23 protein-coding genes are annotated in these 26,618 nt (G+C 71.5%); 15 read left to right on the forward strand and 8 right to left on the reverse strand.

Annotated elements, in window-relative coordinates; genetic code table 11:
• The first annotated feature begins 216 nt into the window (after positions 1-216).
• The 5 genes from IE265_RS01105 to IE265_RS01125 all read left to right on the forward strand — a co-directional run bounded on the left by IE265_RS01105 (position 217) and on the right by IE265_RS01125 (position 8,227).
• Positions 217-1,470, forward strand: a complete 1,254-nt coding sequence (locus tag IE265_RS01105; RefSeq protein WP_229915963.1) for a L,D-transpeptidase — start codon at positions 217-219, stop codon at positions 1,468-1,470.
• Between the two features lie 212 nt (positions 1,471-1,682).
• Positions 1,683-3,131: an ABC transporter permease gene (locus tag IE265_RS01110; protein WP_190033342.1), complete on the forward strand. Its 1,449-nt coding sequence runs from the start codon at positions 1,683-1,685 to the stop codon at positions 3,129-3,131.
• Between the two features lie 55 nt (positions 3,132-3,186).
• Positions 3,187-3,870: an ABC transporter ATP-binding protein gene (locus IE265_RS01115; protein WP_190033343.1), complete on the forward strand. Its 684-nt coding sequence runs from the start codon at positions 3,187-3,189 to the stop codon at positions 3,868-3,870.
• A gap of 150 nt (positions 3,871-4,020) precedes the next feature.
• Positions 4,021-7,347, forward strand: a complete 3,327-nt coding sequence (locus tag IE265_RS01120; protein WP_190033344.1) for a S8 family peptidase — start codon at positions 4,021-4,023, stop codon at positions 7,345-7,347.
• 109 nt (positions 7,348-7,456) lie between these two features.
• The gene (locus IE265_RS01125; RefSeq protein ID WP_190033345.1) at positions 7,457-8,227 is read left to right on the forward strand and encodes a group II truncated hemoglobin; all 771 of its coding nucleotides are present in this window, start codon (positions 7,457-7,459) and stop codon (positions 8,225-8,227) included.
• A gap of 218 nt (positions 8,228-8,445) precedes the next feature.
• Here IE265_RS01125 and IE265_RS01130 read toward each other — a convergent pair whose 3' ends face one another.
• On the reverse strand, positions 8,446-9,360 hold the full coding sequence (locus tag IE265_RS01130; protein WP_190033346.1) for a helix-turn-helix domain-containing protein: 915 nt from the start codon (positions 9,358-9,360) through the stop codon (positions 8,446-8,448).
• A gap of 172 nt (positions 9,361-9,532) precedes the next feature.
• Between IE265_RS01130 and IE265_RS01135 the strand changes: the two genes are divergently transcribed.
• The 3 genes from IE265_RS01135 (at position 9,533) to IE265_RS01145 (ending at position 12,600) form a co-directional block, all read left to right on the forward strand.
• Positions 9,533-10,573 carry an NAD(P)-dependent alcohol dehydrogenase gene (locus IE265_RS01135; RefSeq protein WP_190033347.1) on the forward strand — a complete coding sequence of 347 codons (1,041 nt, stop codon included), beginning with the start codon at positions 9,533-9,535 and terminating at the stop codon, positions 10,571-10,573.
• A gap of 180 nt (positions 10,574-10,753) precedes the next feature.
• Positions 10,754-11,539, forward strand: coding sequence for a class I SAM-dependent methyltransferase (locus tag IE265_RS01140; protein WP_229915964.1), 786 nt, complete (start codon positions 10,754-10,756; stop codon positions 11,537-11,539).
• 188 nt (positions 11,540-11,727) lie between these two features.
• Positions 11,728-12,600 (forward strand): YhjD/YihY/BrkB family envelope integrity protein, encoded by an 873-nt coding sequence (locus IE265_RS01145; RefSeq protein WP_494486016.1) that lies wholly within the window; start codon positions 11,728-11,730, stop codon positions 12,598-12,600.
• 88 nt (positions 12,601-12,688) lie between these two features.
• Here IE265_RS01145 and IE265_RS01150 read toward each other — a convergent pair whose 3' ends face one another.
• Both IE265_RS01150 and IE265_RS01155 read right to left on the reverse strand, forming a co-directional pair.
• Complete coding sequence (locus tag IE265_RS01150) at positions 12,689-13,330, reverse strand: hypothetical protein (protein WP_190033348.1); 642 nt, start codon at positions 13,328-13,330, stop codon at positions 12,689-12,691.
• Positions 13,331-13,374: 44 nt separating this feature from the next.
• Positions 13,375-14,046, reverse strand: coding sequence for a hypothetical protein (locus IE265_RS01155; protein ID WP_373302876.1), 672 nt, complete (start codon positions 14,044-14,046; stop codon positions 13,375-13,377).
• A gap of 302 nt (positions 14,047-14,348) precedes the next feature.
• On the opposite strand from IE265_RS01155, the gene IE265_RS01160 reads away from it, so the two are divergent.
• The 3 genes from IE265_RS01160 to msrA (IE265_RS01170) all read left to right on the forward strand — a co-directional run bounded on the left by IE265_RS01160 (position 14,349) and on the right by msrA (IE265_RS01170) (position 18,086).
• Positions 14,349-16,409: a restriction endonuclease gene (locus tag IE265_RS01160; protein ID WP_190033350.1), complete on the forward strand. Its 2,061-nt coding sequence runs from the start codon at positions 14,349-14,351 to the stop codon at positions 16,407-16,409.
• A 173-nt stretch (positions 16,410-16,582) separates the two neighbouring features.
• Positions 16,583-17,176: a DUF4291 domain-containing protein gene (locus IE265_RS01165; protein WP_190033351.1), complete on the forward strand. Its 594-nt coding sequence runs from the start codon at positions 16,583-16,585 to the stop codon at positions 17,174-17,176.
• 397 nt (positions 17,177-17,573) lie between these two features.
• The gene (gene msrA, locus IE265_RS01170; RefSeq protein WP_190033352.1) at positions 17,574-18,086 is read left to right on the forward strand and encodes a peptide-methionine (S)-S-oxide reductase MsrA; all 513 of its coding nucleotides are present in this window, start codon (positions 17,574-17,576) and stop codon (positions 18,084-18,086) included.
• 177 nt (positions 18,087-18,263) lie between these two features.
• On the opposite strand, the gene msrA (IE265_RS01175) is transcribed toward msrA (IE265_RS01170), so the two are convergent.
• Positions 18,264-18,941 carry a peptide-methionine (S)-S-oxide reductase MsrA gene (msrA, locus tag IE265_RS01175; RefSeq protein ID WP_190033353.1) on the reverse strand — a complete coding sequence of 226 codons (678 nt, stop codon included), beginning with the start codon at positions 18,939-18,941 and terminating at the stop codon, positions 18,264-18,266.
• Positions 18,942-19,046: 105 nt separating this feature from the next.
• Positions 19,047-20,165: a hypothetical protein gene (locus tag IE265_RS01180; RefSeq protein WP_190033354.1), complete on the reverse strand. Its 1,119-nt coding sequence runs from the start codon at positions 20,163-20,165 to the stop codon at positions 19,047-19,049.
• Between the two features lie 266 nt (positions 20,166-20,431).
• Between IE265_RS01180 and IE265_RS01185 the strand changes: the two genes are divergently transcribed.
• Positions 20,432-21,586 carry a cystathionine gamma-synthase gene (locus tag IE265_RS01185; RefSeq protein ID WP_190033355.1) on the forward strand — a complete coding sequence of 385 codons (1,155 nt, stop codon included), beginning with the start codon at positions 20,432-20,434 and terminating at the stop codon, positions 21,584-21,586.
• A 55-nt stretch (positions 21,587-21,641) separates the two neighbouring features.
• Here IE265_RS01185 and IE265_RS38105 read toward each other — a convergent pair whose 3' ends face one another.
• The 3 genes from IE265_RS38105 to IE265_RS01195 all read right to left on the reverse strand — a co-directional run bounded on the left by IE265_RS38105 (position 21,642) and on the right by IE265_RS01195 (position 23,126).
• Positions 21,642-21,893, reverse strand: a complete 252-nt coding sequence (locus IE265_RS38105) for a hypothetical protein (RefSeq protein WP_373302877.1) — start codon at positions 21,891-21,893, stop codon at positions 21,642-21,644.
• Positions 21,890-22,399, reverse strand: coding sequence for a sigma factor-like helix-turn-helix DNA-binding protein (locus IE265_RS38110; RefSeq protein WP_229915966.1), 510 nt, complete (start codon positions 22,397-22,399; stop codon positions 21,890-21,892). Before IE265_RS38110 ends, IE265_RS38105 begins: the two co-directional genes overlap by 4 nt.
• A 226-nt stretch (positions 22,400-22,625) precedes the next feature.
• Complete coding sequence (locus IE265_RS01195) at positions 22,626-23,126, reverse strand: MarR family winged helix-turn-helix transcriptional regulator (RefSeq protein WP_190033356.1); 501 nt, start codon at positions 23,124-23,126, stop codon at positions 22,626-22,628.
• 163 nt (positions 23,127-23,289) lie between these two features.
• Between IE265_RS01195 and ilvA the strand changes: the two genes are divergently transcribed.
• The 3 genes from ilvA (at position 23,290) to IE265_RS01210 (ending at position 26,598) form a co-directional block, all read left to right on the forward strand.
• Complete coding sequence (gene ilvA, locus IE265_RS01200) at positions 23,290-24,519, forward strand: threonine ammonia-lyase (RefSeq protein WP_190033357.1); 1,230 nt, start codon at positions 23,290-23,292, stop codon at positions 24,517-24,519.
• A 223-nt stretch (positions 24,520-24,742) separates the two neighbouring features.
• Complete coding sequence (locus tag IE265_RS01205) at positions 24,743-25,756, forward strand: ATP-binding cassette domain-containing protein (protein ID WP_190033358.1); 1,014 nt, start codon at positions 24,743-24,745, stop codon at positions 25,754-25,756.
• Entirely contained in the window at positions 25,753-26,598 is an 846-nt protein-coding gene (locus IE265_RS01210; RefSeq protein ID WP_190033359.1) for an ABC transporter permease, read from the forward strand. The genes IE265_RS01205 and IE265_RS01210 overlap by 4 nt, the downstream gene beginning before the upstream one ends.
• Positions 26,599-26,618: the final 20 nt, after the last annotated feature.

Below are 26,618 nucleotides of genomic sequence, written 5' to 3' on the forward strand. Positions count from 1 at the left end.
GTGACCCCGGGGGGCAACCGCCACCCGGGGTTCTTTCGTCTCATGTGGCGCAGTGACCGACACCCGCACCACCCGCACCACCCGTATCCGCGAGGAACGACGTGGTGTGCCCCACATCTTCGACGGCTGTGGAACGGGACGTAGCGGTCGTAGCGTTTGGCGTAGTACGGGGACTCTCGGGTTTTCGGGGATTCGGCGACGATGGAGAAGCGTGTGATGACGGACAGTAAGCGGCGCAGGGGCCTCATGGCCGCGTCCGCACTGCTCGGCGGGGTGCTGGTGCTCTCTGCGTGCAGCGGGGGGAACGAGAACCCCAAGGGTGAGAGCGACGGTGGCAGCACGTCGCAGGCCAAGGTCGACGAGGCCGCGGCCAAGAAGACCTCCGAGGCCCAGATCAGGATCACGCCCAAGGACGGCTCCGACAACGCCTCCATCAACAGTGCCGCGACCGTGACCGTGACCAAGGGCACGCTCACCGAGGTCGCCATGAAGACCACGACGGGGACCGTCGTGCCCGGTCAGATATCCGCGGACAAGAAGAGCTGGAAGCCGACCGGCCAGCTCGAACGCGCCACCGGCTACAAGATCGCCGCCACGGCCAAGGACTCCGCGGGCCGCGCCGCCCACGAGAACGCGTCGTTCACGACCGTCTCCCCGGCCAACAGCTTCATCGGCAACTTCACGCCCGAGGACGGCTCCACGGTCGGCGTCGGCATGCCCGTGTCGATCAACTTCGACAAGGCGATCACCAACAAGGCGGACGTCCAGAAGGCCATCACGGTGTCCTCCAGCAGCGGCCAGGAAGTCGTCGGCCACTGGTTCAACGCCAACCGTCTGGACTTCCGCCCCGAGCAGTACTGGCAGGGCAACTCCACCGTCACGCTGAAGCTGAACCTCGACGGCGTCGAGGGCGCTTCCGGCGTCTACGGCGTGCAGCAGAAGACGGTCACCTTCAAGATCGGCCGCAACCAGGTCTCGATCGTCGACGCCAAGACGAAGACGATGAAGGTCACCCAGGACGGCAAGACCGTCAAGACCATCCCGATCTCCGCGGGCGCTCCGGAGAACACCACGTACGAGGGCCAGATGGTGATCTCCGAGAAGTTCAAGGAGACCCGGATGGACGGCGCCTCCGTCGGCTTCACCAAGGAGGACGGCAAGGGCGAGTACGACATCAAGGACGTGCCGCACGCGATGCGCCTGTCGACCTCCGGCACGTTCATCCACGGCAACTACTGGGGTGCCAAGTCCATTTTCGGCAGCGTGAACACCAGCCACGGCTGTGTGGGCCTGTCGGACACGAAGGGTGCCAACGACCCGAACACCGCGGGCGCCTGGTTCTTCAACAACTCGATGGTCGGTGACGTCGTGGTGGTGCAGAACACCGGGGACAAGACCATCGCCCCGGACAACGGCCTCAACGGCTGGAACATGGACTGGACCGCCTGGAAGGCCGGTTCGTCCGCCTGACCCACCGGTCGAGCCCTTCCCGCCCCGCCCGACGCCCACGGCGGCGGCAGCCCTCAACGGCTGCCGCCGCCGTCGGCGTTCCGGGCCGCGCGCGCCGGTCCCGCGGGGCTCGGGCCCGGCGCACAGGCCGACTCGGGCGCCGGCACGGCCTTCTCATGTTTCTCTTATCCGGGCCTTACCCCGCCATCACGCGGCGTCCCTAGCTTGCGACCATGTTCTTCACCTACCTCAGGCGCGAACTGCGCCGCCGCAGAAAGGCGGCGCTCGTCGTCGCCTCCGGACTCGCCCTGGGCATCGCCCTGGTCATCGTGGTCAGTTCCGTGTCGTCCGGCATGGAGAAGGCGCAGGGCAAGGTCCTCCAGTCGCTCTACGGACTGGGTACGGACATGACGGTCACCAAGGCGGCCCAGGCGCAGTCGAGCACCGGGGAGCGCCCGCGCTTCCGGTTCGACGCCCGGGGAAGCGACTCCGACGAGGAGCAGAGCAGCGACCGCGTCATGGTGCAGGGCTTCCAGACCCTGGCCACGAGCACGGTGTCCAAGGTCGCCGGACAGCAGGGCGTCGCGGACGCCGTCGGCGGACTCAGCCTCCAAGTCATCAAGGTCAGCGGCCAGTTCAGGCGCGGCGAGTTCCAGCAGGACCAGAACGGCGGCACGTCCCAGCGGGGCGGACAGGGCGGCCCGCCGCAGGGCACGGTCGAGGGCGGCGGGGCCGACTTCGACGTCAACAACTACTCCGTCTACGGCACGGACGTCACCAAGCCCGAACTCGGCCCGCTGACCTCGTCGAAGGTCACCAAGGGGCGCACCTTCACCTCCTCCGAGGCCAACGCCCGGGTGGTGGTGGCCGACGCGTCCTACGCCAAGGAGAAGAAGCTCGCCCTCGGTGACAAGGTCACCGTCAAGGGGGTCAAGTACAAGGTCATCGGCATCGCGACACCGGAGAGCGGGGACGCGGCGGCCAACCTGTACATCCCGCTCAAGCAGGCGCAGACGCTCAGCGACTCCAAGAACAAGGTCACCACGATCTACGTCAAGGCGTCCGACTCGCAGCAGATCGACGCCGTCAAGTCGACGATCCGGAAGAACATCCCGGGGACCACCGTCACCACCTCGGCCGACCTCGCCGACACGGTCTCCGGCTCCCTGTCCACGGCCTCCGACCTCGCCTCCAACGTGGGCAAGTGGCTCTCGATCGCGGTGCTCGTGGCCGCGTTCCTGGTGGCGGGCCTGCTCACGTCGTCGGCGGTCTCCCGCCGGGTGCGGGAGTTCGGCACCCTCAAGGCGCTCGGCTGGAAGTCCGGCCGGGTCACCCGGCAGGTCGTCGGCGAGGCCGTCGTCAACGGCCTGGTCGGCGGTGCGCTGGGAATCGCCCTCGGTCTCGCGGGCGCCTACGCCGTGACCGCGGTCAGCCCGACGCTCCAGGCCGAACTGGGTTCCACGGGCGGCGGCCCCATGAGCGGTCCCGGCGGCATGGGCGGGGGCCCGGGCCGCGAGGCCGCGGGCAAGGCCCTCGAAGTGGCGCTTACCGCGCCCGTCGCCGTCGGCACCATCGTCCTCGCGGTCGGCCTCGCCGTGGCCGGCGGTCTGATCGCGGGAGCCTTCGGCGGCTGGCGCGCCTCCCGGCTGCGGCCCGCGGACGCCCTGCGCCGCGTCGAGTAGCCCGGCCGCGGGACAGGCACGCGCCAACCCCACCACGTATCCCAGGAGTTGCACCATGTACGAACTCAGAGGCGTCACCAAGCGCTACAAGCGGGGCAAGGAGACCGTCGACGCGCTCGACGGCATCGACCTGACCATCGGGGACGGGGACCGTCTCGTCATCCAGGGGCCCACCGGCGGCGGGAAGTCGACGCTGCTGCAGATGCTCGGCGGACTCGACCGGCCCACATCAGGAAGCGTCACTCTCGACGGAACGGATCTCGCCAAACTGTCCGAGAGCAAGCTCACCCGAGTGCGCAGCGAGAACATCGGCTTCGTATTCCAGAGCTTCAATCTCATTCCCACACTCACCGCGCAGGAGAATGTGGAGACCGCGCTGGTACCGCTGAAACTGAAGGTCCGCGAACGCCGTGAACGGGCCGCCGCCGCACTGGAGTCGGTGGGCCTCGCCGAGCGGTCCGGGCATCTTCCGGCCGAGCTGTCCGGCGGCCAGCAGCAGCGCGTCGCCATCGCCCGCGCGCTGGTCAAGCGGCCCAAGGTGCTCCTGGCCGACGAACCGACCGGGAATCTCGACGAGTCGATGCGCGACGAGATCATGGAGGTACTGGAAACCATGTGGAAGGAGCACGGGCTCACTTTCATCATGGTGACCCACGATTCCGCCATCGCGAGGAAGGCCCCGCGACTCGCCACGATTCGCAAGGGGCGGATCACGGTCAAGGAAAACGTCAGCTCTTAACTCCTGTCCCACTGTTGAGCACGCGTTCACCCCCCGGCATACTGAGCGGTCCGGGGGGTTACACGCGATCGTTTGTGCGATCTGTCCCTCGGCCGGATGAACGGGGGTTCATTCCGGACCTGCTCTCCAGGGGGAGACTTGCGCAGACAAGTGAAGAATGCGTGCACGGCCACGATCGCCGCGGCGGCAGCCGTGGCTCTGGCGGCGGGCATGACCAGCCCGGCGTCGGCGGAGGCGGAGCGCACCGCGGCCGACGCCCCGGCCGCACAGGCCCTCAAGGCCGCACCCAAGCACCGCATCACCCTGATCACCGGTGACCGGGTGACCGTCGACGCCAAGGGCCGCGTCCTGGGCGTCGAGCACGCCAAGGGCCGCGAGGGGATACCCGTCCAGATCCGCGAGGCCGACGGGCACATCCTCGTCGTGCCGGCGGACGCCGTGCGGCTGATCGCCACCGGCAAGCTCGACCGCCGTCTGTTCGACATCACCGAACTCTCCAAGCCGGCCAACCGCAAGGCCCAGAAGCAGGGCCTCAAGGTGATCGTCGGCTACCGCGGCGCGGCCGCGACCGCGAAGGCCGGAGTCAGGGACGCGGGGGACACCGAGGTCCGCAGGACCCTCACCTCGCTGAACGCGGACGCGGTGCTGACGCCGAAGGCCGACGCGGCCGACCTGTGGTCCGCGGTGACCGACACCCCGGGCGGCAACGCGCGGACCGCGTCCGGCATCGCCCACGTGTGGCTCGACGGCGTCCGCAGGGCCAGCCTCGACAAGTCCGTCGCGCAGATCGGCGCCGACAAGGCGTGGGCCGCCGGATTCGACGGCAAGGGCGTCAAGATCGCCGTCCTGGACACCGGCGTCGACACGACCCATCCGGACCTCAAGGACCAGGTGGTCGCCGAGAAGAACTTCTCCGCCGCGGCCGACGCGACCGACAAGTTCGGCCACGGCACCCATGTCGCGTCCATCGCGGCCGGTACGGGCGCCAAGTCCGCCGGCAAGTACAAGGGCGTCGCACCCGGCGCCCGGTTGCTCAACGGCAAGGTCCTGGACGACAACGGCTACGGCGACGACTCCGGCATCCTCGCCGGCATGGACTGGGCGGCCGAACAGGGCGCCGACGTCGTCAACCTCAGCCTGGGCGGGGGTGACACCCCCGAGATCGACCCCCTGGAGGCACAGGTCAACAAGCTCTCCAAGGAGAAGGGGATCCTCTTCGCGATCGCCGCGGGCAACTCCGGCGAGCACTCCGTCGGCTCGCCGGGCAGCGCCGAGGCCGCGCTCACCGTGGGCGCCGTCGACGACAAGGACGTGCTGGCCGAGTTCTCCAGCACGGGCCCCGGCCTCGACGGGCAGATCAAGCCCGACGTGACCGCCCCCGGCGTCGACATCACGGCCGCCTCGGCCGCGGGCAGCGTCATCGCGGGCGAGGTCGGCGAGAAGCCGGCCGGCTACCTGACCATCTCGGGCACGTCGATGGCCACCCCGCACGTCGCGGGCGCCGCGGCGATCCTGAAGCAGCAGCACCCCGACTGGACCTACACCGAGCTGAAGGGCGCGCTGACCGGTTCCACCAAGGGCGGCGCGTACACGGCGTTCCAGCAGGGCTCCGGCCGCATCCAGGTCGACAAGGCCATCAAGCAGACCGTGGTCGCCGAGCCGGTGTCCGTGAGCCTCGGCCTCCAGCAGTGGCCGCACACCGACGACACCCCGGTCACCGAGAAGGTCACGTACCGCAACCTCGGCACCGCCGACGTCACGCTGAACCTGTCGGTGGCCGGCACCAACCCGAAGGGCCAGGCCGCACCGGCCGGCTTCTTCACCCTGGGCGCCAGGACGCTGACGGTCCCGGCCGGCGGCACGGCCTCGGTGGACCTGACGGCCGACACGAGGCTCGGCGGCACGCTCGACGGCGCGTACTCGGCGTTCGTGACCGCCACCGGCGGCGGCCAGAGCGTGCGCACGGCGGCCGCGGTGGAGCGCGAGGTCCAGTCGTACGACGTCACCCTCAAGTTCGTCGACCGCGACGGCAACCCGGCGAAGAACTACAACGCCGACCTGACCGGCGTCTCCGGGCTCGCCGGCGAGACGTGGCTCGCGCCGTACGACCCGTCCGGCACCGTCAAGGTCCGCGCCCCCAAGGGCGACTACATCCTCAACTCGGCGTTCTTCGTCGACCCCGAGGACTTCACGAAGGGCGCGGACTGGGTCGCCCGGCCGAAGCTCAGCATCACCGGGAACACCACGCTGACGCTGGACGCGCGGACGGCCGAGCCGGTGGACATCACGGTGCCCGACACGGCGGCCAAGTCCGAGTTCGCCTCCCCGGGCTTCACCTTCGAGACGGCCAGCAGCAGCTACACGTTCGGCTGGTGGCTCGACACGTACGACAACTTCCGCACCGCGCACCTGGGCCCGCAGGTCACCAACGGCGCCCTGTCGCAGCAGTGGGACGGCCACTGGGCCAAGCCGGCGGAGGAGTACGACATCACCACCGGCGGCACGGTCAAGCAGCTCGCCACGGGCTACACCAAGCACTACAAGGCGAGCGACCTGGCCAAGGTGAAGGTCGGCCTGGGCGCCTCCACGAGCGGCAAGAAGGGCGCGCTCGTCGCCTGGGGCTACCTCCCCGGCAGCTCCGGCGGCTCCGCGATCGGCATCCCCCAGACCCTGCCCGGTACGCGGACCCTGCACCTGTCCACCGGCGGCGGCGTGAAGTGGACCTTCGACTTCGAGCAGCAGGGACCGCTCGACGCGGACGGCTTCCCGACCACCGAGGCCTTCTACACGCTGGGCGGCGCCCAGACCTTCGCGGGCGGCAAGAGCTACGAGAAGACGTTCAACACGGCCGTCTTCGGGCCGCGCCTCGGCTCGGGCTTCGGCATCTACCGCGAGGACAACGGCATCTACGGCTACCTGCCGCTGTTCGCCGACGGCAAGACGCACGCGGGCTCGTCGCAGTTCTCGTCGGTCGCCACGACGCTCTACCGCAACGGCACCAAGGTCGGCTCGAACGAGGACCCGATGTTCGGGGACGGGATCTTCAAGGTCCCGGCCGGTGACGCCGAGTACAGGCTGACCACCTCGGTCAAGCGCAGCGTCAAGATCGCGGCGGCCTCCACCCGGGTGGACGCGAGCTGGACGTTCCGCTCCAAGAAGGCCGACCTGGCCAAGCTGCCCGCGTCCTCGGTCCGCTTCGCCGCGCCCGTCGACCTGGACAGCAGGGCCCCGGCCGGCAAGAAGGCCTCCGTCCCGGTGACCGTGCAGGGCGCGGCGGCCGGTTCGAACCTCAAGTCGCTGTCGGTGTACGTCTCGTACGACTACGGCCAGACCTGGAAGAAGCTCACCGTCAAGAGCGGCAAGGTCGAGGTGAAGAACCCGGAGAAGGGCAAGGGCATCTCGTTCCACGCGAAGATCGCCGACAAGAAGGGCAACAAGTCGACGATCTCCATCTACAACGCGTACTACGGGAAGTGAGCCGCCCGGGCCCGGTGCTCCCGGGCCCGGGGTTCGCTGAGCGCTGACATGAGCGGACGGCCCGTCGGAAGTACAGCTTCCGGCGGGCCGTCCGTGTTTGTGTGGGGGCATGAGCGCCCACACCGTCGAGTACGTCCGGTACCGCATCCCCGAGAACCAGTCCGCGGAGTTCCTCGCCGCCTACACCCGGGCCGCCACCCGGCTCGCCGCCGCGCCGCAGTGCGTCGACTACGAGCTGACCCGCTGCGAGGAGGACTTCGAGCACTTCGTCCTGCGCATCACCTGGACCTCCACCGAGGACCACCTGGAGGGCTTCCGGCAGTCGGAGCTGTTCCCCGAGTTCCTCGCCGAGGTCCGCCCCTTCGTCCCGGCCATCGAGGAGATGCGCCACTACACGCCCACGACGGTACGGGGGACCGGTTCGGCCGTGCCGACCCTCTACACCTGGGCGGGCGGCGCCGAGGCCTTCGTACGGCTGACCGAGGTGTTCTACGACAAGGTGCTCAAGGACGACGTCCTGGCCCCCGTCTTCGCCGGGCTGGCCCCCGAGCACGCGACGCATGTGGCGCTGTGGCTCGGCGAGGTCTTCGGCGGCCCGCCGGCCTACTCCGAGACGCAGGGCGGACACGGGCACATGGTGGCCAAGCACCTGGGCAGGGGGATCACCGAGGTGCAGCGCCGCCGCTGGGTGAACCTGATCCAGGACGCGGCGGACGAGGCCGACCTGCCGACCGACGCCGAGTTCCGCTCGGCCTTCGTCGCGTACGTGGAGTGGGGGACCCGGCTCGCGGTGTACTTCTCCGGACCCGACGCGGTGCCCCCGGCGGAGCAGCCGGTACCGCGGTGGACCTGGGGGGCGGCCCAGCCGTACCAGGGGTGAGCGTCCGGGAGGCGTGACCGGGGCGTGCCGGGCGCCCGCCCGGGGTGCACGGCCGGGGTCCGAGCCGGATGCGTTGCCGGGGCGCGTGCACGGGGGAGCGGCCGGGAGAGGTGGTCGGGAGGGGGGCCGTCGGACGTGAACGGGGCTGGTGCCGACCGCGGCCGGGTGCCGGGTGGGACCGCGGGGTCCACCGGGCCCGCCAGGGGGCGCGGGCTCCGCTAGGGCGTGTCCAGGGCGCCCGCCCGGGTCGCGTCCGCGCCCCAGCTCGCCAGCAGCCGCAGCGCCTCCGCCGAGGGCGATCCCGGCTCCGCGTGATACGTCACCATCGACTGCTCCTCGTCGTCCACGAGTCTGAACGACTCGAAGGACAGGGACAGTTCACCGACCAGCGGATGCCGCATCCGCTTCACCCCGTGGGTCTTCTCCTTCACGTCGTGCGTGGCCCACAGCCGCCGGAACTCCTCGCTCTTCACCGACAGCTCGCCCACCAGCGCCGCGAGCCGCGCGTCGTCCGGATGGCACCCGGCGTCCATGCGCAGCACGCTCACGATGTCCGAGGCCTTCTGCTCCCACTCCACGTACAGCTCGCGGTAGTCGGGGTTGAGGAACACCATCCGCGCCCAGTTCCGCTCCTGGGCGGGCACCTGGGACCAGTCGCCGAAGACCGCCGCGGCCATCCGGTTCCAGGCGAGGATCTCGGAGCGCCGCCCCACGACGTACGCGGGCACCCCGTCGAAGGAGTCGATGAGCTGCCGCAGGGCCACCCGCACCTGCTGCGGCCGCGCCGACGGCTTCCTCTTGTGCTGCTTCGGCTTGGCGAGGTGCGTCAGATGCGCGTGCTCGGCACCCGTCAGCCGCAGGGCGCGCGCGATCGCGTCCAGCACCTCCGCCGACACGTTCCGCCCGTTGCCCTGTTCCAGGCGGGTGTAGTACGCCACGGACACCCCGGCGAGCTGCGCCAGCTCCTCGCGGCGCAGCCCCGGCACCCTGCGGTGCCGGCCGAAGTCCGGCAGGCCCACGTCCTCGGGCTTCAGTCGGGCCCTGCGGGTGCGCAGGAACTCGCTGAGCTCGGCACGCCGGTCCAGCGGCCGCCCCGCGTCTCCCGCGGACTCCTGAGAGGGCTGATCGTCCATGCGGCCAGTATTCCCGGTCCTACGCACACGAGCCTGCCCCCGCCAGTGGTAGGACCACGGGACGTACGCAAGGCGGTGGCCTGTGTGAACCCCGGAACATGGAGCAGGCTGTACGGGTACCCGGCCGGAAGGCAGGCCGGACGCTGGACCACTCCCGAGGAGAACCCCCGGCATGACCACTGTCGCCGCATACGCCGCTCCCGCAGCCAAGGCCCCGCTGGAGCGGACCACCATCGAGCGCCGCGCGGTCCGTGAGAACGACGTGCTCATCGAGATCAAGTTCGCCGGCATCTGCCACTCCGACATCCACCAGGCCCGTGAGGGCTGGGGCGAGGCCCTCTTCCCGATGGTCCCCGGGCACGAGATCGCGGGTGTCGTCACCGAGGTCGGCCCGGCCGTCACCAAGTTCGCCGTCGGGGACCGCGTCGGCGTCGGCTGCATGGTCGACTCCTGCCGCGTGTGCGAGAACTGCGCGGCGGGCCTGGAACAGTACTGCACCGACGGCAACACCGGCACGTACAACGCCCTCGACAGGAACGGAGAGCCCACGTACGGCGGCTACTCCACCCACATCGTCGTCGACGAGGCCTTTACCGTCCGCATCCCCGACGGCCTCGCCCTGGACGAGGCCGCGCCGCTGCTGTGCGCGGGCATCACCACGTACTCCCCGCTGCGGCACTGGAACGCGGGCCCCGGCAAGAAGGTCGCGATCCTCGGCATGGGCGGCCTCGGACACATGGGCGTCAAGATCGCGCACGCCCTCGGCGCCGAGGTGACCGTGCTGTCCCAGTCGCTCCGCAAGCGGGACGACGGCCTGAAGCTGGGCGCCGACCACTACTACGCGACCAGTGACCCGGAGACCTTCACGGAGCTGCGCGGCACGTTCGACCTGATCCTCTCGACGGTCTCGGCCCCGCTGGACCTGGACGCCCATCTGTCCCTGCTCAGGTCGGACGGCGCCTTCGTGAACGTGGGCGCGCCCGAGGAGCCGGTCTCCCTCAACCTGTTCTCCGTGATCGGCGGCCGCAAGACCCTCGCGGGCTCCGGCATCGGCGGCATCGAGGAGACCCAGGAGATGCTCGACTTCTGTGCCGCGCACGGCCTCGGCGCCGAGATCGAGCTGATCAGCGCGGCCGAGATCAACGAGGCGTACGAGCGGGTGCTGGCCAGTGACGTGCGGTACCGCTTCGTGATCGACACCGCGACGATCTAGGAGCTTCGCGGCCGCCCCCGCCCGGCCGCCGTGCCGGGAGGGCCCGGCCCGACCGGGGGCTCCGACCAGACCGGGGGGTTCCGACCAGACCGGGGGGCTCCGACCAGACCGGGGGGTTCCGACCAGACCGGGGAGCCCTCTTCCGGACCGTTTCGCCGGCCGTTGCACGACAATGGTCCGATGCGTGAGAGTGCTTCGCGGGCGACGGTCCCGCCGCGGCCCCGGCTGGTCGGGGACGACGAGCTGACGGGCCACTCGGTGGTCGCCAACAGCACGATGAACCGTGAGCGGGTGCTGACCGGCGTCAACAGCTACGCCCGTGAACTCGGCCTCGATCCGGCCGAGTTCCTGGCCGGCCGCGGACCCGCCCCGTCCTGGCTGGACCTGTGCAGCGGAGAGGGGCTCGCCCTCCGCGCGGCGGCACGGCTGCTGCCCGGGGCCGTGATCACCGGAGTGGACCTCGTCGGCCCGATGCTTCCGGCGGCGCTGCCCGAGGGCCTCGAACTGGTCACCGCCGACCTCGGCGGGTGGTCCCCGGCACGCCGCCACGACCTGATCACCTGCGTGCACGGGCTGCACTACGTGGGGGACCGGCTGGGCCTGCTGGAACGGGCCGCCTCCTGGCTCACCGGCACCGGTCTGCTGGTCGCCCACCTCGACCCCTCCTCGCTGCGGCGCGCCGACGGCACGGACGCGTCCCGCCCGGTCCTCGCGGCCCTGCGCGCCGCCGGGTTCCGGTACGAGGCCCGCCACCACCGCCTCAGCCTGCGGGGCGGCCGGGAGGTGGCCCTCCCGTTCACCTACCTCGGGGCGGACCCGCACGCAGGCCCCAACTACACGGGCCAGCCCGGCGTGGCGTCGTACTACCGCACCGCGGACCGCGAGCCCGACGACGATCGGCACCTGGACCTGGACCGGGGCCGGGATCGGGGTCGGGAGGGTCGGAGCGACCGCCGGGAGGTGTGACGGGCGCCCGACTCCCCCCGTACCCCTGTCGGCCCGTGCCCGTGTCGCCCCGTGTCCGGGTGATGACCTTCCGTTAGGCTCGCGACCCCACAAGGTCCGGTCCCGATCTCTCGGAGGGCAGCACGGCGGGGATCAATCGCGAACGCCTCGTCGGGACGCTGACGTTCTGGCTGCGTCCCGCGTTCGCGTTGCGGGTCGTCGGCCGGTTCCAGAGGGTCGTGGGCTTCGACCGTTCGATGGCCCTCGCCTCCAGCGCCCTCACGGCCCTGGTCCCCATCTCCGTCCTGCTCGGCGCCCTCCTGGGCAACCTGGTGCACTACGACGCCGCCGAGCGGATCATCAGACGGTACGAGCTCACCGGCGCGGGCGCCCAGGCCGTCGACTCCCTGTTCTCACCCGCCGAGGGCGCCGGAGCGAGCGTCGGGGTCTTCGGGGTGCTGTTCCTGACCATCTCGGTGCTGAGCTTCGCGCGCGCCACGCAACGGCTCTTCGAGCAGGCGTGGGACCTCAAGCCGCTCAGTGTGCGCAACACCCGCAACGGCCTGTACTGGATCCCCACCCTCGCCGTCTACGTCGTGTCGACCACCCTGCTCTCCACGCCCTCCCGGAGCGGCGGACTGGGCGTGGTCGCCGCGGCGGGCGAGATCGCGGTGACCGCCGTGTTCCTCGTCTGGAGCGGCTGGATCCTGTCGGCGAAGCGGATCGGCGCGCGTGAGCTGCTGCCCTTCGGCGCGACCGGTGCCGTGCTGTCGGCGGTCTACTCGCTGGGCGCGTCGATCTACCTGCCGCGCCTCTTCAACTCGTACGCCTCGCGGTACGGCGTGGTCGGTGCCGTGTTCGCCATGATCTCGGCGCTGTTCGCGGCCATGCTCGTCCTCGTGGCGTCGGCGGCCCTGGGGCGCGAGGTGGCGGACGAGCTGGACCGGATCCGCCGGGGACACCGGCCCACCGACCACGAGGTCCGCCAGGAGTGGGACAGCGTGGTCGAGCAGACCCGCTCCCGCTGGCGCTCGGTCAGGAAGCAGACGGCCCGCCGGCAGGACCGGGGCGAGGAGGGCTGAGGGCGTGGCCCCCGGTGTCCGGCGCGCCGCGGCCCGCCGGGAGCGGGGCTGCTGCCGGCGGACCGTACGGTCGGCGCCGCCGGGCATGTCAGTACCAGCGGACCTGGCCCGCTGCCCCGAGACCCGTGCGGGCGGCGTGGCGCAGAACGCGGAGCGGGCCGTCGAGCAGCTCGTCCGCGTCGTGGGCCGGGTCGTCACCCAGGCCGGTCGTCCACATGTGGATTCGCTCGACGGCGTCGCGGCGTCGGGTTCCGGTCAGGGCGAGGGTCCTCTCGACGACGGGCAGTCGCGCGCGGACCTGCCCGGCGTCGAGAAGGAAGTCCCCGAACCGGCCCGGCAGCCGCAGCGTCGCGTCGGGACCCAGCGCGTGGGCCAGGGCGGAGAACGGGTCGGCCCCGCGTGCCGCGGCCATGAACAGGCCCTCTCCCGCGTCGGGCGGAAACAGGTCCATGACCGTGTCGCGCAGCCGCTCCGCGTGCTCGGAGTCGTCGTGGCAGGCGTGGAGGAACGCGCTGAGCCGGACGGCGTCCTCACCCGCGATCCAGTCGCCGGGGCAGCTCACCGACGGGGTGAACATGGGCGCGTGGGCGCGGCCGCGCCACCAGGCCAGTTCCGCGGCCTCGTCACGGGACTCCGGTGCCGGCGGCGGGTTCCCGGCCGGAGTGCTCCGCACACGCCGTACGGCCCGGTCGGGCACCGCGCCGACGATCCACGCACCCGTGACGCTCAACTCCGCCGCCTCCGCCCGTCCGTCCGTCCGATTCCGGTCATGCCTCAGCCCTCGGCGCGCGGGTCGTCCGTGGCGCGGGTCCACAGGGAGAGGTCGCTGCTCGTCGCGACCGCGATCGTCCGGCCGGAGGGGGAGAAGCCGGCCGCGCGGAATGTCGAGTGGTCCGAGTGGAAGATGTGCCACCACCCCTCGCCGTGCGGGCCCGAGTGGGGGAGCCCGCCGTCGGTCGACAGCAGGATCCGTTCGTCGGGCCGAGCCGGGGTGACGACTTCGAGGGTCCAGCCGTCCCCGGTGGTGGTGTGCAGCCCGCCGCCGAAGAGCCCGGCGATCCGTACGCGGCTCCCGGCGAGCGGCCCCGGCCCTGGGCAGGACAGGTCGGCGGCGGCGTCGGGAGTGCCGCCCTCCGGATACGGGTCAGGGTCCCTGGCGACCTTCTCGCCGGTGACCGCGTCGAAGAGGCCGTGCCCGTCGTGCGAGACGGTCATCACCAGATCGCGGCCGGTACCGGGGTCCGTCGCGAAGCCGATCCCGAGCAGTCCGCCCACGGGGACGCCGTACCCGTGGTCGAAGACGGGCCGCCACGGTCCGGGCGCGGGCACCACCGGCGCCGCGAGAAGCCGATCACGCATCGCCCGCCGGTGGTCGGGGAGTTCCGGCGCGCGCTCCGACCGCCCGAGCGGGGGCGTCCTCTTCTTCCACTTCATCACGGGAGCCATGATCCTTGCCTCGGCGGTCTGCCGACCACGGCCCCCGGGCGGTTCGTCCATCGGCGACGCGGGTGCGCGACTGGTCGCCGGCGGGGCACGGCTCCTCCCGGGTAGGTACTCGCCGCTGCGGCCCGGCGCCGCCTGGTTACCCCTCAGTCACCTTGACCTGCGGAGATGGGCTGCCCATGCTTCCGTTGACGAGTGGACGTGCGAGACGGTGATTGCTGGCTAGAGTCGTCTCGTCACACCTGGTTGTGGGGACAGCCAGGGTGCCTTTCGGCTGTGAACGTCCTGGGGAGGGCCTGCAGCACATGAGTCGTCGATCTACTGGTTTTGTCGGTGCATGGGCAGATGTGCAACGGCAGCAGCAACGCCAGATGGAAGCCGAAGCCAGGCGGCGGAGACAGCAGGAACAGCAGGCGCGGGCCTATCAGCGGCGAGCCGCCCAGAGCCACCGCGAGTACCGGCAGGCAGAAGCTCTGCGGCGCACGGAGGAGTTGGACGCGCAGGTCGCGTCCTTGCAAGGTCTCCTTGCCTCGGGTTGCCGGGCGCCGGCCTTCAGGGCCTCCTCCCTCATACGGCCCGAGGACGTGCAGCCCTTCGCACCCGGACCGTTGGCACAGCCGGTGCCCATGCCCGATTTCAGTCATTACCAGACCCAGAGCGGTTGGACTGCGAGTCGCCGGGCCCAGGCGCAGGCCGAAGCGCGAGCGCGCTTCGAGCGGGACCGGCAGAACGCCCAGGCCGCGGAGGCCCGGAGACAGCAGCAACTGGCGTCGTACGAGCGGGAGTACCGGCGATGGGTCGATACCCGGCTCGCCGATGTGCGGCGGCACAACATGGGTGTCGCCGCGACAATCGAAGGGGTGAGGCGCCGGGATCCCGATTCCGTGATCGAGTACTTCTCCGCAGCGCTCTACGCCTCGACGGCATGGCCGGAAGGCTTCCCCCGTCAGGTGGCAGCGGCCTACGACCCGCAGGCCCGGCAACTGGTCCTGGACTGGGAGTTGCCCGCCTACGGCGTTGTACCGGAAGCCAAGGCGGTCAGGTACATGTCCGGAGTCGACCAGGACAAGGAGACGCCGCGCCCGGTGGGCCGGCGCCGCGCCCTGTACAGGGAAGTCCTGGCTCAGTGCATGCTGCTCGTCCTCCATGAGCTGTTCGCCGCGGATGAGCTGGGCGCGCTCGAATCGGTGACCTTGAACGGGTTCGTCGACGGGCACGACCCCACCACAGGCCGACCGGGCGAGATCTTCCTCGCGACTGTCATGGCCTCGGGCTCCTCGTTCCGCGACTTGCACCTTGCGCAGGTGGACGCGGGCAGTTGCCTGGCTGACGCATTGCGCGGACAGCTCTCTGCCCGGCCGGACCAGCTCACACCGGTACGGCCGAGCAGGCGGCCTCAGGACGTCGGGAACCGTGTGGTCTCCCACGGCAGCGACGAGGAACCGGACCTCCTGGCCATGGACCCGATCGCCTTCGAGAATCTCGTCGCCGATCTCTTCCGGGCCATGGGTATGCAGGCGGTGACCACCCAACGCTCCAACGACGGCGGTGTGGACGTCGACGCCCTGGACCCGACACCGATCCGAGGCGGCAAGATCGTCGTCCAGGTGAAGCGCTACCGCAACACGGTGCCGCCCACCGCCGTGCGTGACTTGTACGGAACCGTGCAGGACGCCGGGGCCAACAAGGGCGTCCTTGTGACGACGTCAGGGTTCGGTCCCGGCTCACACACCTTCGCCAACGGCAAGCCGCTCGAACTCATCTCGGGCGCCGAGCTCGTGGACCTGTTGCATCGGCACGGGCTGCGCGGGCAGCTCGGTGACGGTGGACGGCAGGCCCCAGCAGCTCCCACGCCCTCAGTGCCGGACGCTCGGCTGCCGGACGACTACAACGTCCTGGGCATGTCGTGGACCGGAGGCGTCGCCTTGGACGTGTGTGCTCTCGTGTGCCGCGGCAACCGGGTTCTCAGTGACGAACACTTCGTCTTCTTCAACAACCCCCGGACTCCGGACGGCTCGGTGCGCGCTCTCCCCGCCACCGCGCCCGACAAGGCCGCGATCTGTGTCTTCTTCGACGGACTGCCCGATGAGGCCGACCGGTTCGTGCTCGTGGCGGCCATTGACCCGGAGGTCAACCCGGACGCCGACCTCTCCGGTTTCACGGACGCGTCCATCCGCCTGCTCGACCCGGAGCTGACCGAGACGGGGCGGCTCGAGGTCTCGGACGGCCGCCCGCAGGAGACCGCCTTGGTACTCGGCTCCTTCCGCCGAAGGGCGAACGGTGACTGGGACTTCGTGCTGGGCGGCAAGGGATACACGGGCGGCCTGGGCGAACTCGTTCAGGATTTCGGCATCGAGGTGGAGTAGCCCGACCCGGGTCCTGCCGGGACGCCACATGGCCGCCTGCGTGAACTCAGGCGTCCGGGCGCAGGTGCGGCACCGACAACACGCACCGTGCTGTCGCCGGCGTGCTCGGTCGGACCGGGTGGCGGGTCGAAAATCGGTGGTCACCCGAGGCGGCCGAGCCCACGCTGTACGCCATGGAAGAACCGCTCCGCACGATCCGCGCGCTCCACACGGCGTCCACGGTCACCGTCTACCAGGCGTACCGCCCGGAGATCGGCGGACCCGCCGCCCGCAAGGGCCGCTTCCCCGTCACCTGGAAGCCCGACCGCATGACGTGGATCAAGCCCAGTTTCCTGTGGATGATGTACCGCTCCGGCTGGGGCACGAAGGAGGGCCAGGAGACCGTCCTCGCCGTCGAGATCACTCGCGACGGCTTCGACTGGGCGCTGCGCCATGCCTGCCTGTCGCACTACGTCCGCGGACTGCACCCCGATCGCAGCGCCTGGCAGCGCGACCTCAAGCGCGCGCCGGCCCGCGTCCAGTGGGATCCCGAACGCGATCTGCACCTGCGCCCCTTGCCGTACCGCTCACTGCAACTCGGGCTCTCGGGTGAGGCGTCGGCGCGGTACGCGGACGAGTGGATCGTGTCGATCAGTGACGTGACCCCGCTCGCCCACGAGATCCACGCACTCGTCAAGGACGGCGAACCGGAGTCGGCCGCCCGGCTGCTTCCCGAGGAGCCGGGCTACCCCGCCGCTGAGGAACTGCTGGCCCACCTGCGGCCCTGACCTGCAGCCCCGGGGCACGGACGCGGGGACGCGTCGCCGAACGGGGCGGGGCGAGGCGGGGCGGGACGTGGCGGAACGGGACGTGGTGGGGCGAAGCCGGCCCTGCGCCTACGCGGGCCGGTGGCGCGGGCCACTCGCGCAACCGCGGTGAGCGAGGTTCCCCCCCGGCCTCCCGGCCCCCGGCCCCCCGGCCCCCCGGCCCCCGGCCTCCCGGCCCCCGGCCTCCCGGCCCCACGGCCCCCGGCCACGCGCCGGCACAGAGCGTGACCGGGCCCCGGCCGGTGCGTACGGAATCGCCGGGAGCCCTCGCGTGTTGAGGAGAGTGGCCAGGGGATTCCGGTGGTGTGCGAGCCGAGTGGCCCAGAGTGACCGAGCTGACAGAAATTGGAGGGCCGCAATGGCTGCGCAGACGCAGAGGGCAGTGCTGGCAGGAGGATGCTTCTGGGGCATGGAGGACCTGACCCGCAAGCTCCCGGGCGTGACGGCGACACGCGTCGGGTACACCGGGGGAGACGTACCGAACGCGACGTACCGCAACCACGGCACGCACGCGGAGGCCATCGAGATCCTCTTCGACCCCGAGAAGACGGACTTCCGCGCGATCCTGGAGTTCTTCTTCCAGATCCACGACCCGAGCACCAAGAACCGCCAGGGCAACGACATCGGCCTCAGCTACCGCTCGGCGATCTACTACGTGGACGACGAGCAGAAGCGGGTGGCCGAGGACACGATCGCCGACGTGGACGCCTCCGGCCTGTGGCCGGGCAAGGTCGTCACCGAGGTGGAGCCGGTCGGCCCCTTCTGGGAGGCCGAGCCCGAGCACCAGGACTACCTGGAGCGCTACCCCGACGGCTACACCTGCCACTTCCCGCGCCCCGGCTGGCGGCTGCCCGCCCGCGCGGAGGGCTGATCGGGCGGTGGGCTGCCCGTGAGGCGGCCCACCGGGAGAAGGCGGACCCCGCCCTGCGAGGGTTCCGCCGCCGCAGGGCGCGCCGCTCCCCGGATCAGGGCCGGTGGGCGGCGCTTTCGACGACGCGACCGTTCCGCTCGGTGGTCCCGACGCCGCCGGCTCCCCACGCCCGCGGACCTACTGCTCCGCAGGCCCCGGTGGGGGCGCGACCCCCACCGGGCACGAGACCCCCGTCCCGCCGATCCCGCAGTACCCCGCCGGGTTCTTGTCCAGGTACTGCTGGTGGTGGCCCTCCGCCGGGTAGAACGGGCGGCCTTCCGCGGGGAGGATCTCCGTCGTGATCGGGCCGTGGCCGGTGCGGGTGAGCACCCTTCCGTAGGCCTCGCGCGATGCCTCGGCGGCGGCCGCCTGCGCCGGGGTGTGGGTGTGGACGGCCGAGCGGTACTGGGTGCCCACGTCATTGCCCTGGCGGAAGCCCTGCGTCGGGTTGTGGGCCTCCCAGAAGTGCTTGAGGAGGCGCTCGTACGGGAGCACGGCGGGGTCGTGGACCACGCGGACCGCCTCGGCGTGTCCCGTCAGTCCCGAGCAGACCTCCTCGTACGCGGGGTGCTCGGTGAAGCCGCCCTGGTAGCCGACCAGCGTGGTGTGGACGCCCGGCAGCCGCCAGAACGTGCGCTCGGCACCCCAGAAGCAGCCCAGGGCGAAGTCGGCGATCTCCAGGCCCTCGGGGTACGGGCCCAGCAGTCGGGTGCCGAGCACGGTGTGCCGCTCGGGGATCGAGTACATCGGCTGGGAGCGGCCGCTCAGCGCCTGTTCGGCGGTGGGCAGCCGCGGGTTGCGGCCGTACGGGAACATGCGGACTCCTCGGCTGTCGGCGCCCGTGATGCGCCGGTGGTTCGCCTTCGACCGCAACGCCCCGGCGCCCGGCGGCATTCCGCAGTCCGCCCGGGCGGCACGCGGTCAGTGCGACAGGGTCGCCGGGCTGCCGCCGTTGGCCTCGTAGCCCGCGACCGCCAGCGCGCGGTAGACCGCGTAGTCCGCTGCCGGGTCGGACGTCAGCGTCCAGGGCAGGGCACCCACATGCCCGTCGATGTGCACCAGCTGGTTCATCGCCTCGGCCCAGCGCTCGCCGCGGACCAGGAAGAAGACCAGCAGGTGGCGGACATGGGCGAGCATCGGGTCGTCGGAGCGCGCCGCGTGGACCGCGAAGAGCGCCCCGTGCACGGCCTTGGTCACGACCTCGCTCTGGTAGAAGCTGCTGACCAGGTTCACCTCGGGCAGGTGCTCGAAGACCGCGAACAGGGGCATGGCCGCCAGGAGGGAACCCCGCGGGGCACGTGCCGCCGCGGCCTCCGCGAAGGAGTACGCCGTCTCCCGCGAACCGTGCCACTTCTCGCACCAGTAGTGCAGGGCCGCCAGATGCGCTCCCATGTGGGCGGGCGCGCGGTCCAGGATCTTCAGCCAGAGCTTCTCGAACTCGGCCTGCGGATAGGCGAGTCCGCGGGCCACCGACAGCTCGGTGATGTACGGGACGGGGTCGCCGGGCGCCAGCAGTGCCGCGTCGCCGCACGCCGAGGCCGCCTCCTCCATGATGATGCGGAACTCGTCGGTGCCCGGCGTCGCCGTGCGCCACGCCTGCTGGACCAGGAACTCCGCGTGCACCGCCGCGCCGCCCGCGTCCTTGGGGTGCTCCGCCCGCCAGACCCGCAGCCACTGCCCGCCGGGGCTCTCGCCCACCCCGCCGGGACGCTGCTGCAGTTCGAGCGAGGCGGCACCCGCGAAGGCCTGGACGCGCTGCCAGCGGCGCTCGCCCTCCGTCTCGGTGCCGGCCAGGAGCTGCGACGCGGCCCGGTAGTCCTGGGTGCGCTGGACCAGGTCCAGGACCTCGAGGAGGTCCTGGTCGGGGCCGGGCATGCGGATGTCCAGCTCCTCCTGGCGGAGGAAGCCGTAGTTCGCCGGGTCGGCGCCGTCCGGGTCGCCGGGGGCGACCTGCTGGACACCGGCGCGCCTGCGCATCAGGACGGGGCCCAGCACGAACCCCAGGATGAGCAGCGCCATCAGGACCCAGAGAATCTCCATGCCTCAAGCGAACCAGACGGGTCCGACAATTGGCGAACCCGGTCGGGTGCGAACCGGTCACAGCCCCGTCACGGGCCGGGACCGGACCGTCACGGCAGCCCTCCGAGCGCCCTCGCGCGGGCCCGCCCACAGGCACTCCCGTCGCCCGGGAGGACGGCCCCCGCCGCGGCGACAGCGGCCGCCCGCGCCCCCGCCGCACGGGACACGGACCCGTGCCACCCCCGCGGGCCGCCACCGGTCCCGCGGGCGCACTACGCTCGGTGCCCATGAGCGACAGGCACATCAGCCAGCACTTCGAAACCGTGGCGATCCACGCGGGCAACACCGCCGATCCCCTCACCGGCGCGGTCGTCCCGCCGATCTACCAGGTCTCGACCTTCAAGCAGGACGGCGTGGGCGGGCTGCGCGGCGGCTACGAGTACAGCCGCAGCGCCAACCCCACCAGGACCGCCCTGGAGGAGAACCTCGCCGCCCTGGAGGGCGGCAGCCGCGGACTCGCGTTCGCGTCCGGGCTGGCGGCCGAGGACTGCCTGCTGCGTACGCTGCTGAGCCCCGGCGACCACGTGGTCATCCCGAACGACGCGTACGGCGGCACGTTCCGCCTCTTCGCGAAGGTCGTCTCGCGCTGGGGCGTGGAGTGGTCCGTCGCGGACACCAGCGACCCCGCCTCCGTACGGGCCGCGCTGACCCCGGCGACCAAGGCGATCTGGGTCGAGACCCCCTCCAACCCCCTCCTCGGCATCACCGACATCGCGGCGCTCTCGCACGTCGCGCGTGAGGCGGGCGCCAGGCTCGTCGTCGACAACACCTTCGCCAGCCCCTACCTCCAGCAGCCGCTCGCGCTCGGCGCGGACGTCGTCGTGCACTCCCTGACCAAGTACATGGGCGGCCACTCCGACGTCGTCGGCGGTGCGCTCGTGGTCGCGGACGCGGCGCTCGGCGAGGAACTGGCGTACCACCAGAACGCGATGGGCGCGGTCGCCGGGCCCATGGACTCCTGGCTGGTGCTGCGCGGCATCAAGACGCTCGCCGTCCGCATGGACCGGCACAGCGAGAACGCCACCAGGGTGGCCGAGATGCTCAGCCGCCACCCGCGCGTGACGCGCGTGCTCTACCCCGGCCTGCCCGAGCACCCCGGCCACGAGATCGCCGCCAAGCAGATGAAGGCCTTCGGCGGCATGGTCTCCTTCCAGGTCGAGGGCGGCGAGGAGGCGGCGGTCGAGGTCTGCAACCGCGCCAAGGTCTTCACCCTGGGCGAGTCGCTGGGCGGCGTCGAGTCCCTGATCGAGCACCCCGGGCGCATGACGCACGCGTCCGTGGCCGGCTCGGCGCTGGAGGTGCCGGCCGACCTCGTCCGCCTCTCCGTGGGCATCGAGAACATCGACGACCTCCTCCAGGACCTCCAGCAGGCCCTGGGCTAGCCACCCGCGGCACGCCGCGCCCCGCGGGGTCCGCGACCTCCGGGGCGGGCGGTCCTCACCAGCCGGTCAGCGGTGGAGTCGTCTCCGACGGCGGCTCCACCCACGGCTGCGCCACGGACGCCCACACGGCGAAGGCCACCAGGGCCGCGACCACCAGGAACCACATCAGGCGCCGGGCCGCGCGCCTGCGCCGGAGCATCCGGCCGCCCCGGCGCACCGCCTCCGCGTACAGGTCGGGCGGCACCGGCGGCTGCGGCTCCTCCAGGAGCCGCCGGACCTCGGCCTCCCTGCGGTTCACCGGGCTCATGAGGGCGCCACCTCCGCGATCACCGCGGGGGCCTCGCGCGGCGGATGCAGCAGCGTCGCCATCGCCCGCGCGCAGACGGCCCGTACGCGCTCCGCGGGCAGGGCCAGCATCGCCGCGGCCTGCTCCTCGGCAACGCCCTCGTACATGCGCAGGACGAGGATCAGGCGCTCGTGGGGGCTCAGGCAGGACAGGGTGCCACCGGGCTTCGGGCGGCTCCACGGGTGCGCCAGGCCGAGCCCGCCGTACTGGTGCCACGCCCCGCGCGCGAAGGCCACGGCCAGATACTGCCGGGTCCTGTCGTACGGGTCCTCGCCGCGCAGCCCGTCCCAGACGGCGTACGTGTGGGCGAGGGCGGCCGTCAGCAGCCGCCGCGCGCGCGGGTTGTCGTCCGGGAGCTCCGCCGTGAGCAGCGTGGCGGCATGCATCAGCCGCCCTGCCGCGCCCGCGACGAATGCCTCGAACTCCCGGGCACGGCGGGCGTTCCGGGACGCCTGCCGCTCTCGCACCCTGCCTCCCGACGGTGGGAAACGCGGCCCTGGTGGCGTACGCGGAGGACAGCCGCGTACGACAGGACCCGGTCTCATATGAGACCGGCGGTGTGCCCCCGGTCAAGAGCCCGGCGGCACGAGCTGCCGGACGCGGCGCGGGAAGGGCCGCGGGAAGCCGTGCGGGAGGGGCGCCGGACGCGGTCGGGTGCCGGGCGGGGACGCCTGCGCGGGTGGCGCGCCGGGATCAGGAGGAGGCCGGTGCGTCCACGGACGGCGTGGCGGCCATCCGGGTGGAGAGCGCGTCGTTGAAGCGCGTGAGGAGCGCGCAGAAGGCCCGGCGCTCCTCGGGGGCCCAATCCTGGGTCAGCTCGGCCATCAACTGCCGCCGGGAGGAACGGACTTCGTCCAGCCGGGAGAGGCCGCGGGGCGACAGCTGGAGCACCACGGCGCGCCCGTCCTCTGGGTGCGAGGTGCGCTTGACGAGCCCGGTGTCGACGAGCGGGGCCACCTGCCGGGTGACCGTCGACGAGTCGATGCCCATGCTCGCGGCGAGTGCTTTCACGCCCATCGGCCCCTCCTTGTCCAGGCGGTTGAGCAGCAGGTACGCGGCACGGTCCATCGAGTTGCGTACCTGGCCGACTCCGCCGAGCCGCGTCTGTTCGGCACGGCGGGCGAACACCGCGACCTCGTGCTGGAGCGTTTCGAGAAGACCGGTGTCACCGACGGTCGTCATGTCCATCGACATTTCAGGTGTTGTGGGCATGGCCGGGGGCTCTATTCATGCGTGGGGCTGGGTTGGGGGACAGAGTACGCGGACGGGGGGCGGGCCGTACCGGCGCTGGGCAAACCCGGTCTCGGACGTTGGTCACGCCCGCTGGGGCGCGCTGCGAACTGCGAGACTGGTGGTCATGAGCTACCGCACGGCTGACTCCTTGCCGCTGGTCACCCTCGACGACGTGCTCGGCGCGCAGAAGATGCTCTCGGGTGTCGCGCGGACCACCGCGATGGAGGGCAGCAGGCGCCTGTCCGGGCTGGTGGGGGCGCCGGTGCACCTCAAGTGCGAGAACCTCCAGCGGACGGGCTCGTTCAAACTGCGCGGCGCGTACGTGCGGATCGCCGGGCTGCTTCCCGAGGAGCGGGCCGCCGGTGTCGTCGCGGCCAGCGCGGGCAACCACGCGCAGGGCGTCGCCCTGGCCTCCTCGCTGCTCGGGGTGCGCTCCACGGTGTTCATGCCGACCGGCGCCCCGCTGCCGAAGATCGCGGCGACCCGGCACTACGGGGCCGAGGTCCGGATGCACGGCACGGTGGTGGACGAGACGCTCGCGGCGGCGCAGCGCCACGCCGCCGAGACGGGCGCGGTCTTCATCCACCCCTTCGACCACCCCGACATCATCGCCGGGCAGGGCACGGTCGGCCTGGAGATCCTGGAGCAGTGCCCCGAGGTGCGCACGATCGTCGTCGGCATCGGCGGCGGCGGTCTCGCGGCGGGCATGGCGGTCGCCGTCAAGGCGCTGCGCCCGGACGTACGGATCGTGGGGGTGCAGGCGGCGGGCGCCGCCGCGTACCCGCCCTCGCTGGCGGCCGGACGGCCGGTGTCTGTGGAGAACCCGGCGACGATGGCCGACGGAATCAGGGTGGGGCGGCCCGGCGACGTGCCGTTCCGGATCATCGAGTCCCTGGTGGACGAGGTCCGTACGGTCTCCGAGAACGACCTGTCCGGTGCGCTGCTGCTGTGCCTGGAGAGGGCCAAGCTGGTCGTCGAGCCGGCCGGCGCGAGCCCCGTCGCGGCGCTGATGAGCGCGCCGGAGGCGTTCGAGGGCCCGGTCGTGGCGGTACTGTCCGGCGGCAACGTCGACCCGCTGCTGTTGCAGCGCATCCTGCGGCACGGCATGGCCGCCGGTGGCCGCTACCTGGCGGTCACGCTGCGGCTGACGGACCGGCCGGGCGCGCTCGCGACGCTCCTCGGGGTGCTGTCCGCGGCCGACGCCAACGTCCTCGACGTGAGCCACGTGCGGACCGATCCGCGGCTCGGACTCACGGAGGTGGAGGTCGAACTGCAACTGGAGACGAAGGGCCCCGAGCACCGCGCCCACGTGAACTCGGCACTCCGGCAGGCGGGATACACGGTCATCGACTGAGCCGGGCCGACTCGGGTCCGGGCGCGTACGGTGCCCGGGTGCTGCGGTGTGAAGTGCGGCGTGCGGGATGCGGAAAAGCGGTTGAGGAGACGCGATACATCGCGTTATGGTGTGTCTCTCGTCACGGCTCTTCGTGGCGCGCTGCGAAATTCGCTCGTCCGGCGTGCCGGAACAGGCAAGGATTGACCCTTTCTCAGGATCCCCGACCCTTGGGAGAACTCTCATGCCAGGCGCCATCTACGCCGAAGGCCTGGTCAAGACCTTCGGTGACGTAAAGGCTCTGGACGGCGTCGACCTCGACGTGCCGGAAGGCACGGTCCTCGGCCTGCTCGGGCCGAACGGCGCGGGCAAGACGACCACCGTCCGCTGCCTCACCACCCTGCTCCGGCCCGACCGCGGCAAGGCATTCGTGGCGGGCATCGACGTGCTCAAGCATCCGAACGAGGTACGCCGTTCGATCGGGCTGTCCGGCCAGTTCGCCGCGGTCGACGAGTATCTGACCGGCCGCGAGAACCTCCACATGGTGGGCCAGCTCTACCAGATGCGGTCCAAGCTGGCCAAGGCCCGCGCGGTCGAGCTGCTGGAGCAGTTCCACCTCACCGAGGCGGCCGACCGCCCCGCCAAGACGTACTCGGGCGGCATGCGGCGCCGGCTCGACCTCGCGGCGGCGCTCGTCGTCTCACCGCCCGTCATGTTCATGGACGAGCCGACGACGGGCCTCGACCCGCGCAACCGGCAGCAGCTCTGGGAGGTCATCAAGCAACTGGTGTCCGGCGGCACGACTCTGCTGCTCACCACCCAGTACCTGGAGGAGGCCGACCACCTCGCCCACGACATCTGCGTCGTCGACCACGGGCGGGTCATCGCCCGGGGCACCTCCGACGAGCTCAAGGCCAGGACCGGCGGAGAGCGCGTGGAGGTCGTCGTGCACGACCGCGAGCACATCGCGACGGCGTCCGAGGTGCTGCGGGGGTTCGGCAAGGGGGAGACCACCGTCGAGGAGCACACCCGCATGCTGACCGTGCCCGTCAGCGGCGGGGCCAAGCTGCTGGCGGAGGTGATCCGCGAGCTGGACACCCGCGGCATCGAGATCGACGACATCGGCCTGCGCCGCCCCACCCTGGACGACGTCTTCCTCTCGCTGACGGGCCACCTCGCCGAGCAGCGGGACGAGGAGAACGGCACGGCCGCGGACGCCAAGGGCCACCAGAAGAAGAAAGAGGAGGAGGCCAAATGAGCGCCGTCACCGATGCCGTGCGGACCGCGGTCCCCGGCGGCTCCCTGGGGCAGTCCGTCCGGGACTCCCTCGTCGTGGCCAAGCGCAATCTGATCAGGATGAGCCGCATTCCGGAGATGGTCATCTTCGGGCTCATCCAGCCGATCATGTTCGTCGTGCTGTTCTCGTACGTGTTCGGCGGTTCCATGAACATCGGCGGGACCACGGACCCCGCCACCTACCGCGAGTTCCTGATGGCCGGCATTTTCGCGCAGACCGTCACCTTCGCGACCGCGGGTGCCGGAGCGGGTATCGCCGACGACATGCACAAGGGCCTCATCGACCGCTTCCGCTCCCTGCCGATGGCACGCGGCGCGGTCCTGACCGGCCGGACGCTCGCCGACCTGGTGCAGACGGCGCTCACGCTGTTCGTGCTGGCGATCGTGGCCCTGCTCGTCGGCTGGCGCACGCACACCAGCGCGCCCGAGGTGCTGGCCGCCTTCGGCCTGCTGCTCCTCCTCGGATACGCGTTCACCTGGGTCGGCGCGCTGATCGGCCTGTCCGTGCGCACCCCCGAGGCGGCCACCTCGGGCGGGCTGATCTGGCTCTTCCCGGTCACGTTCATCTCGAACGCGTTCGTGGACTCCAGCCGGATGACCCCCTGGCTCCAGCACGTGGCCGACTGGAACCCGTTCAGCGCCACGGTCCAGGCCTGCCGTGAGCTCTTCGGGAACCCCGGCGTCTCCCCGTCCGACGCCTGGCCCATGCAGCACGCGGTCTGGGCCTCGCTGATCTACTCGGTGGTGATCGTCGTCCTGTTCCGGACGCTGGCGGTGCGCAAGTACCGCTCGGCCTCGGCCTGACCACGGCGTGAGGCCCCCGG

Source organism: Streptomyces fructofermentans (assembly GCF_014651055.1).
Classification (GTDB): domain Bacteria; phylum Actinomycetota; class Actinomycetes; order Streptomycetales; family Streptomycetaceae; genus Streptomyces; species Streptomyces fructofermentans.

Bases quoted from the DNA above. Each gene is read 5' to 3' on its own strand.
- IE265_RS01105 (WP_229915963.1), top strand. From the start codon at position 217: ATGACGGACAGTAAGCGGCGCAGGGGCCTCATGGCCGCGTCCGCACTG.
- IE265_RS01110 (WP_190033342.1), top strand. From the start codon at position 1,683: ATGTTCTTCACCTACCTCAGGCGCGAACTGCGCCGCCGCAGAAAGGCG.
- IE265_RS01115 (WP_190033343.1), top strand. From the start codon at position 3,187: ATGTACGAACTCAGAGGCGTCACCAAGCGCTACAAGCGGGGCAAGGAG.
- IE265_RS01125 (WP_190033345.1), top strand. From the start codon at position 7,457: ATGAGCGCCCACACCGTCGAGTACGTCCGGTACCGCATCCCCGAGAAC.
- IE265_RS01130 (WP_190033346.1), bottom strand. From the start codon at position 9,360: ATGGACGATCAGCCCTCTCAGGAGTCCGCGGGAGACGCGGGGCGGCCG.
- IE265_RS01135 (WP_190033347.1), top strand. From the start codon at position 9,533: ATGACCACTGTCGCCGCATACGCCGCTCCCGCAGCCAAGGCCCCGCTG.
- IE265_RS01140 (WP_229915964.1), top strand. From the start codon at position 10,754: ATGCGTGAGAGTGCTTCGCGGGCGACGGTCCCGCCGCGGCCCCGGCTG.
- IE265_RS01155 (WP_373302876.1), bottom strand. From the start codon at position 14,046: ATGGCTCCCGTGATGAAGTGGAAGAAGAGGACGCCCCCGCTCGGGCGG.
- IE265_RS01160 (WP_190033350.1), top strand. From the start codon at position 14,349: ATGAGTCGTCGATCTACTGGTTTTGTCGGTGCATGGGCAGATGTGCAA.
- IE265_RS01165 (WP_190033351.1), top strand. From the start codon at position 16,583: ATGGAAGAACCGCTCCGCACGATCCGCGCGCTCCACACGGCGTCCACG.
- msrA (WP_190033352.1), top strand. From the start codon at position 17,574: ATGGCTGCGCAGACGCAGAGGGCAGTGCTGGCAGGAGGATGCTTCTGG.
- msrA (WP_190033353.1), bottom strand. From the start codon at position 18,941: ATGTTCCCGTACGGCCGCAACCCGCGGCTGCCCACCGCCGAACAGGCG.
- IE265_RS01180 (WP_190033354.1), bottom strand. From the start codon at position 20,165: ATGGAGATTCTCTGGGTCCTGATGGCGCTGCTCATCCTGGGGTTCGTG.
- IE265_RS01185 (WP_190033355.1), top strand. From the start codon at position 20,432: ATGAGCGACAGGCACATCAGCCAGCACTTCGAAACCGTGGCGATCCAC.
- IE265_RS38105 (WP_373302877.1), bottom strand. From the start codon at position 21,893: ATGAGCCCGGTGAACCGCAGGGAGGCCGAGGTCCGGCGGCTCCTGGAG.
- IE265_RS01195 (WP_190033356.1), bottom strand. From the start codon at position 23,126: ATGTCGATGGACATGACGACCGTCGGTGACACCGGTCTTCTCGAAACG.
- ilvA (WP_190033357.1), top strand. From the start codon at position 23,290: ATGAGCTACCGCACGGCTGACTCCTTGCCGCTGGTCACCCTCGACGAC.
- IE265_RS01205 (WP_190033358.1), top strand. From the start codon at position 24,743: ATGCCAGGCGCCATCTACGCCGAAGGCCTGGTCAAGACCTTCGGTGAC.
- IE265_RS01210 (WP_190033359.1), top strand. From the start codon at position 25,753: ATGAGCGCCGTCACCGATGCCGTGCGGACCGCGGTCCCCGGCGGCTCC.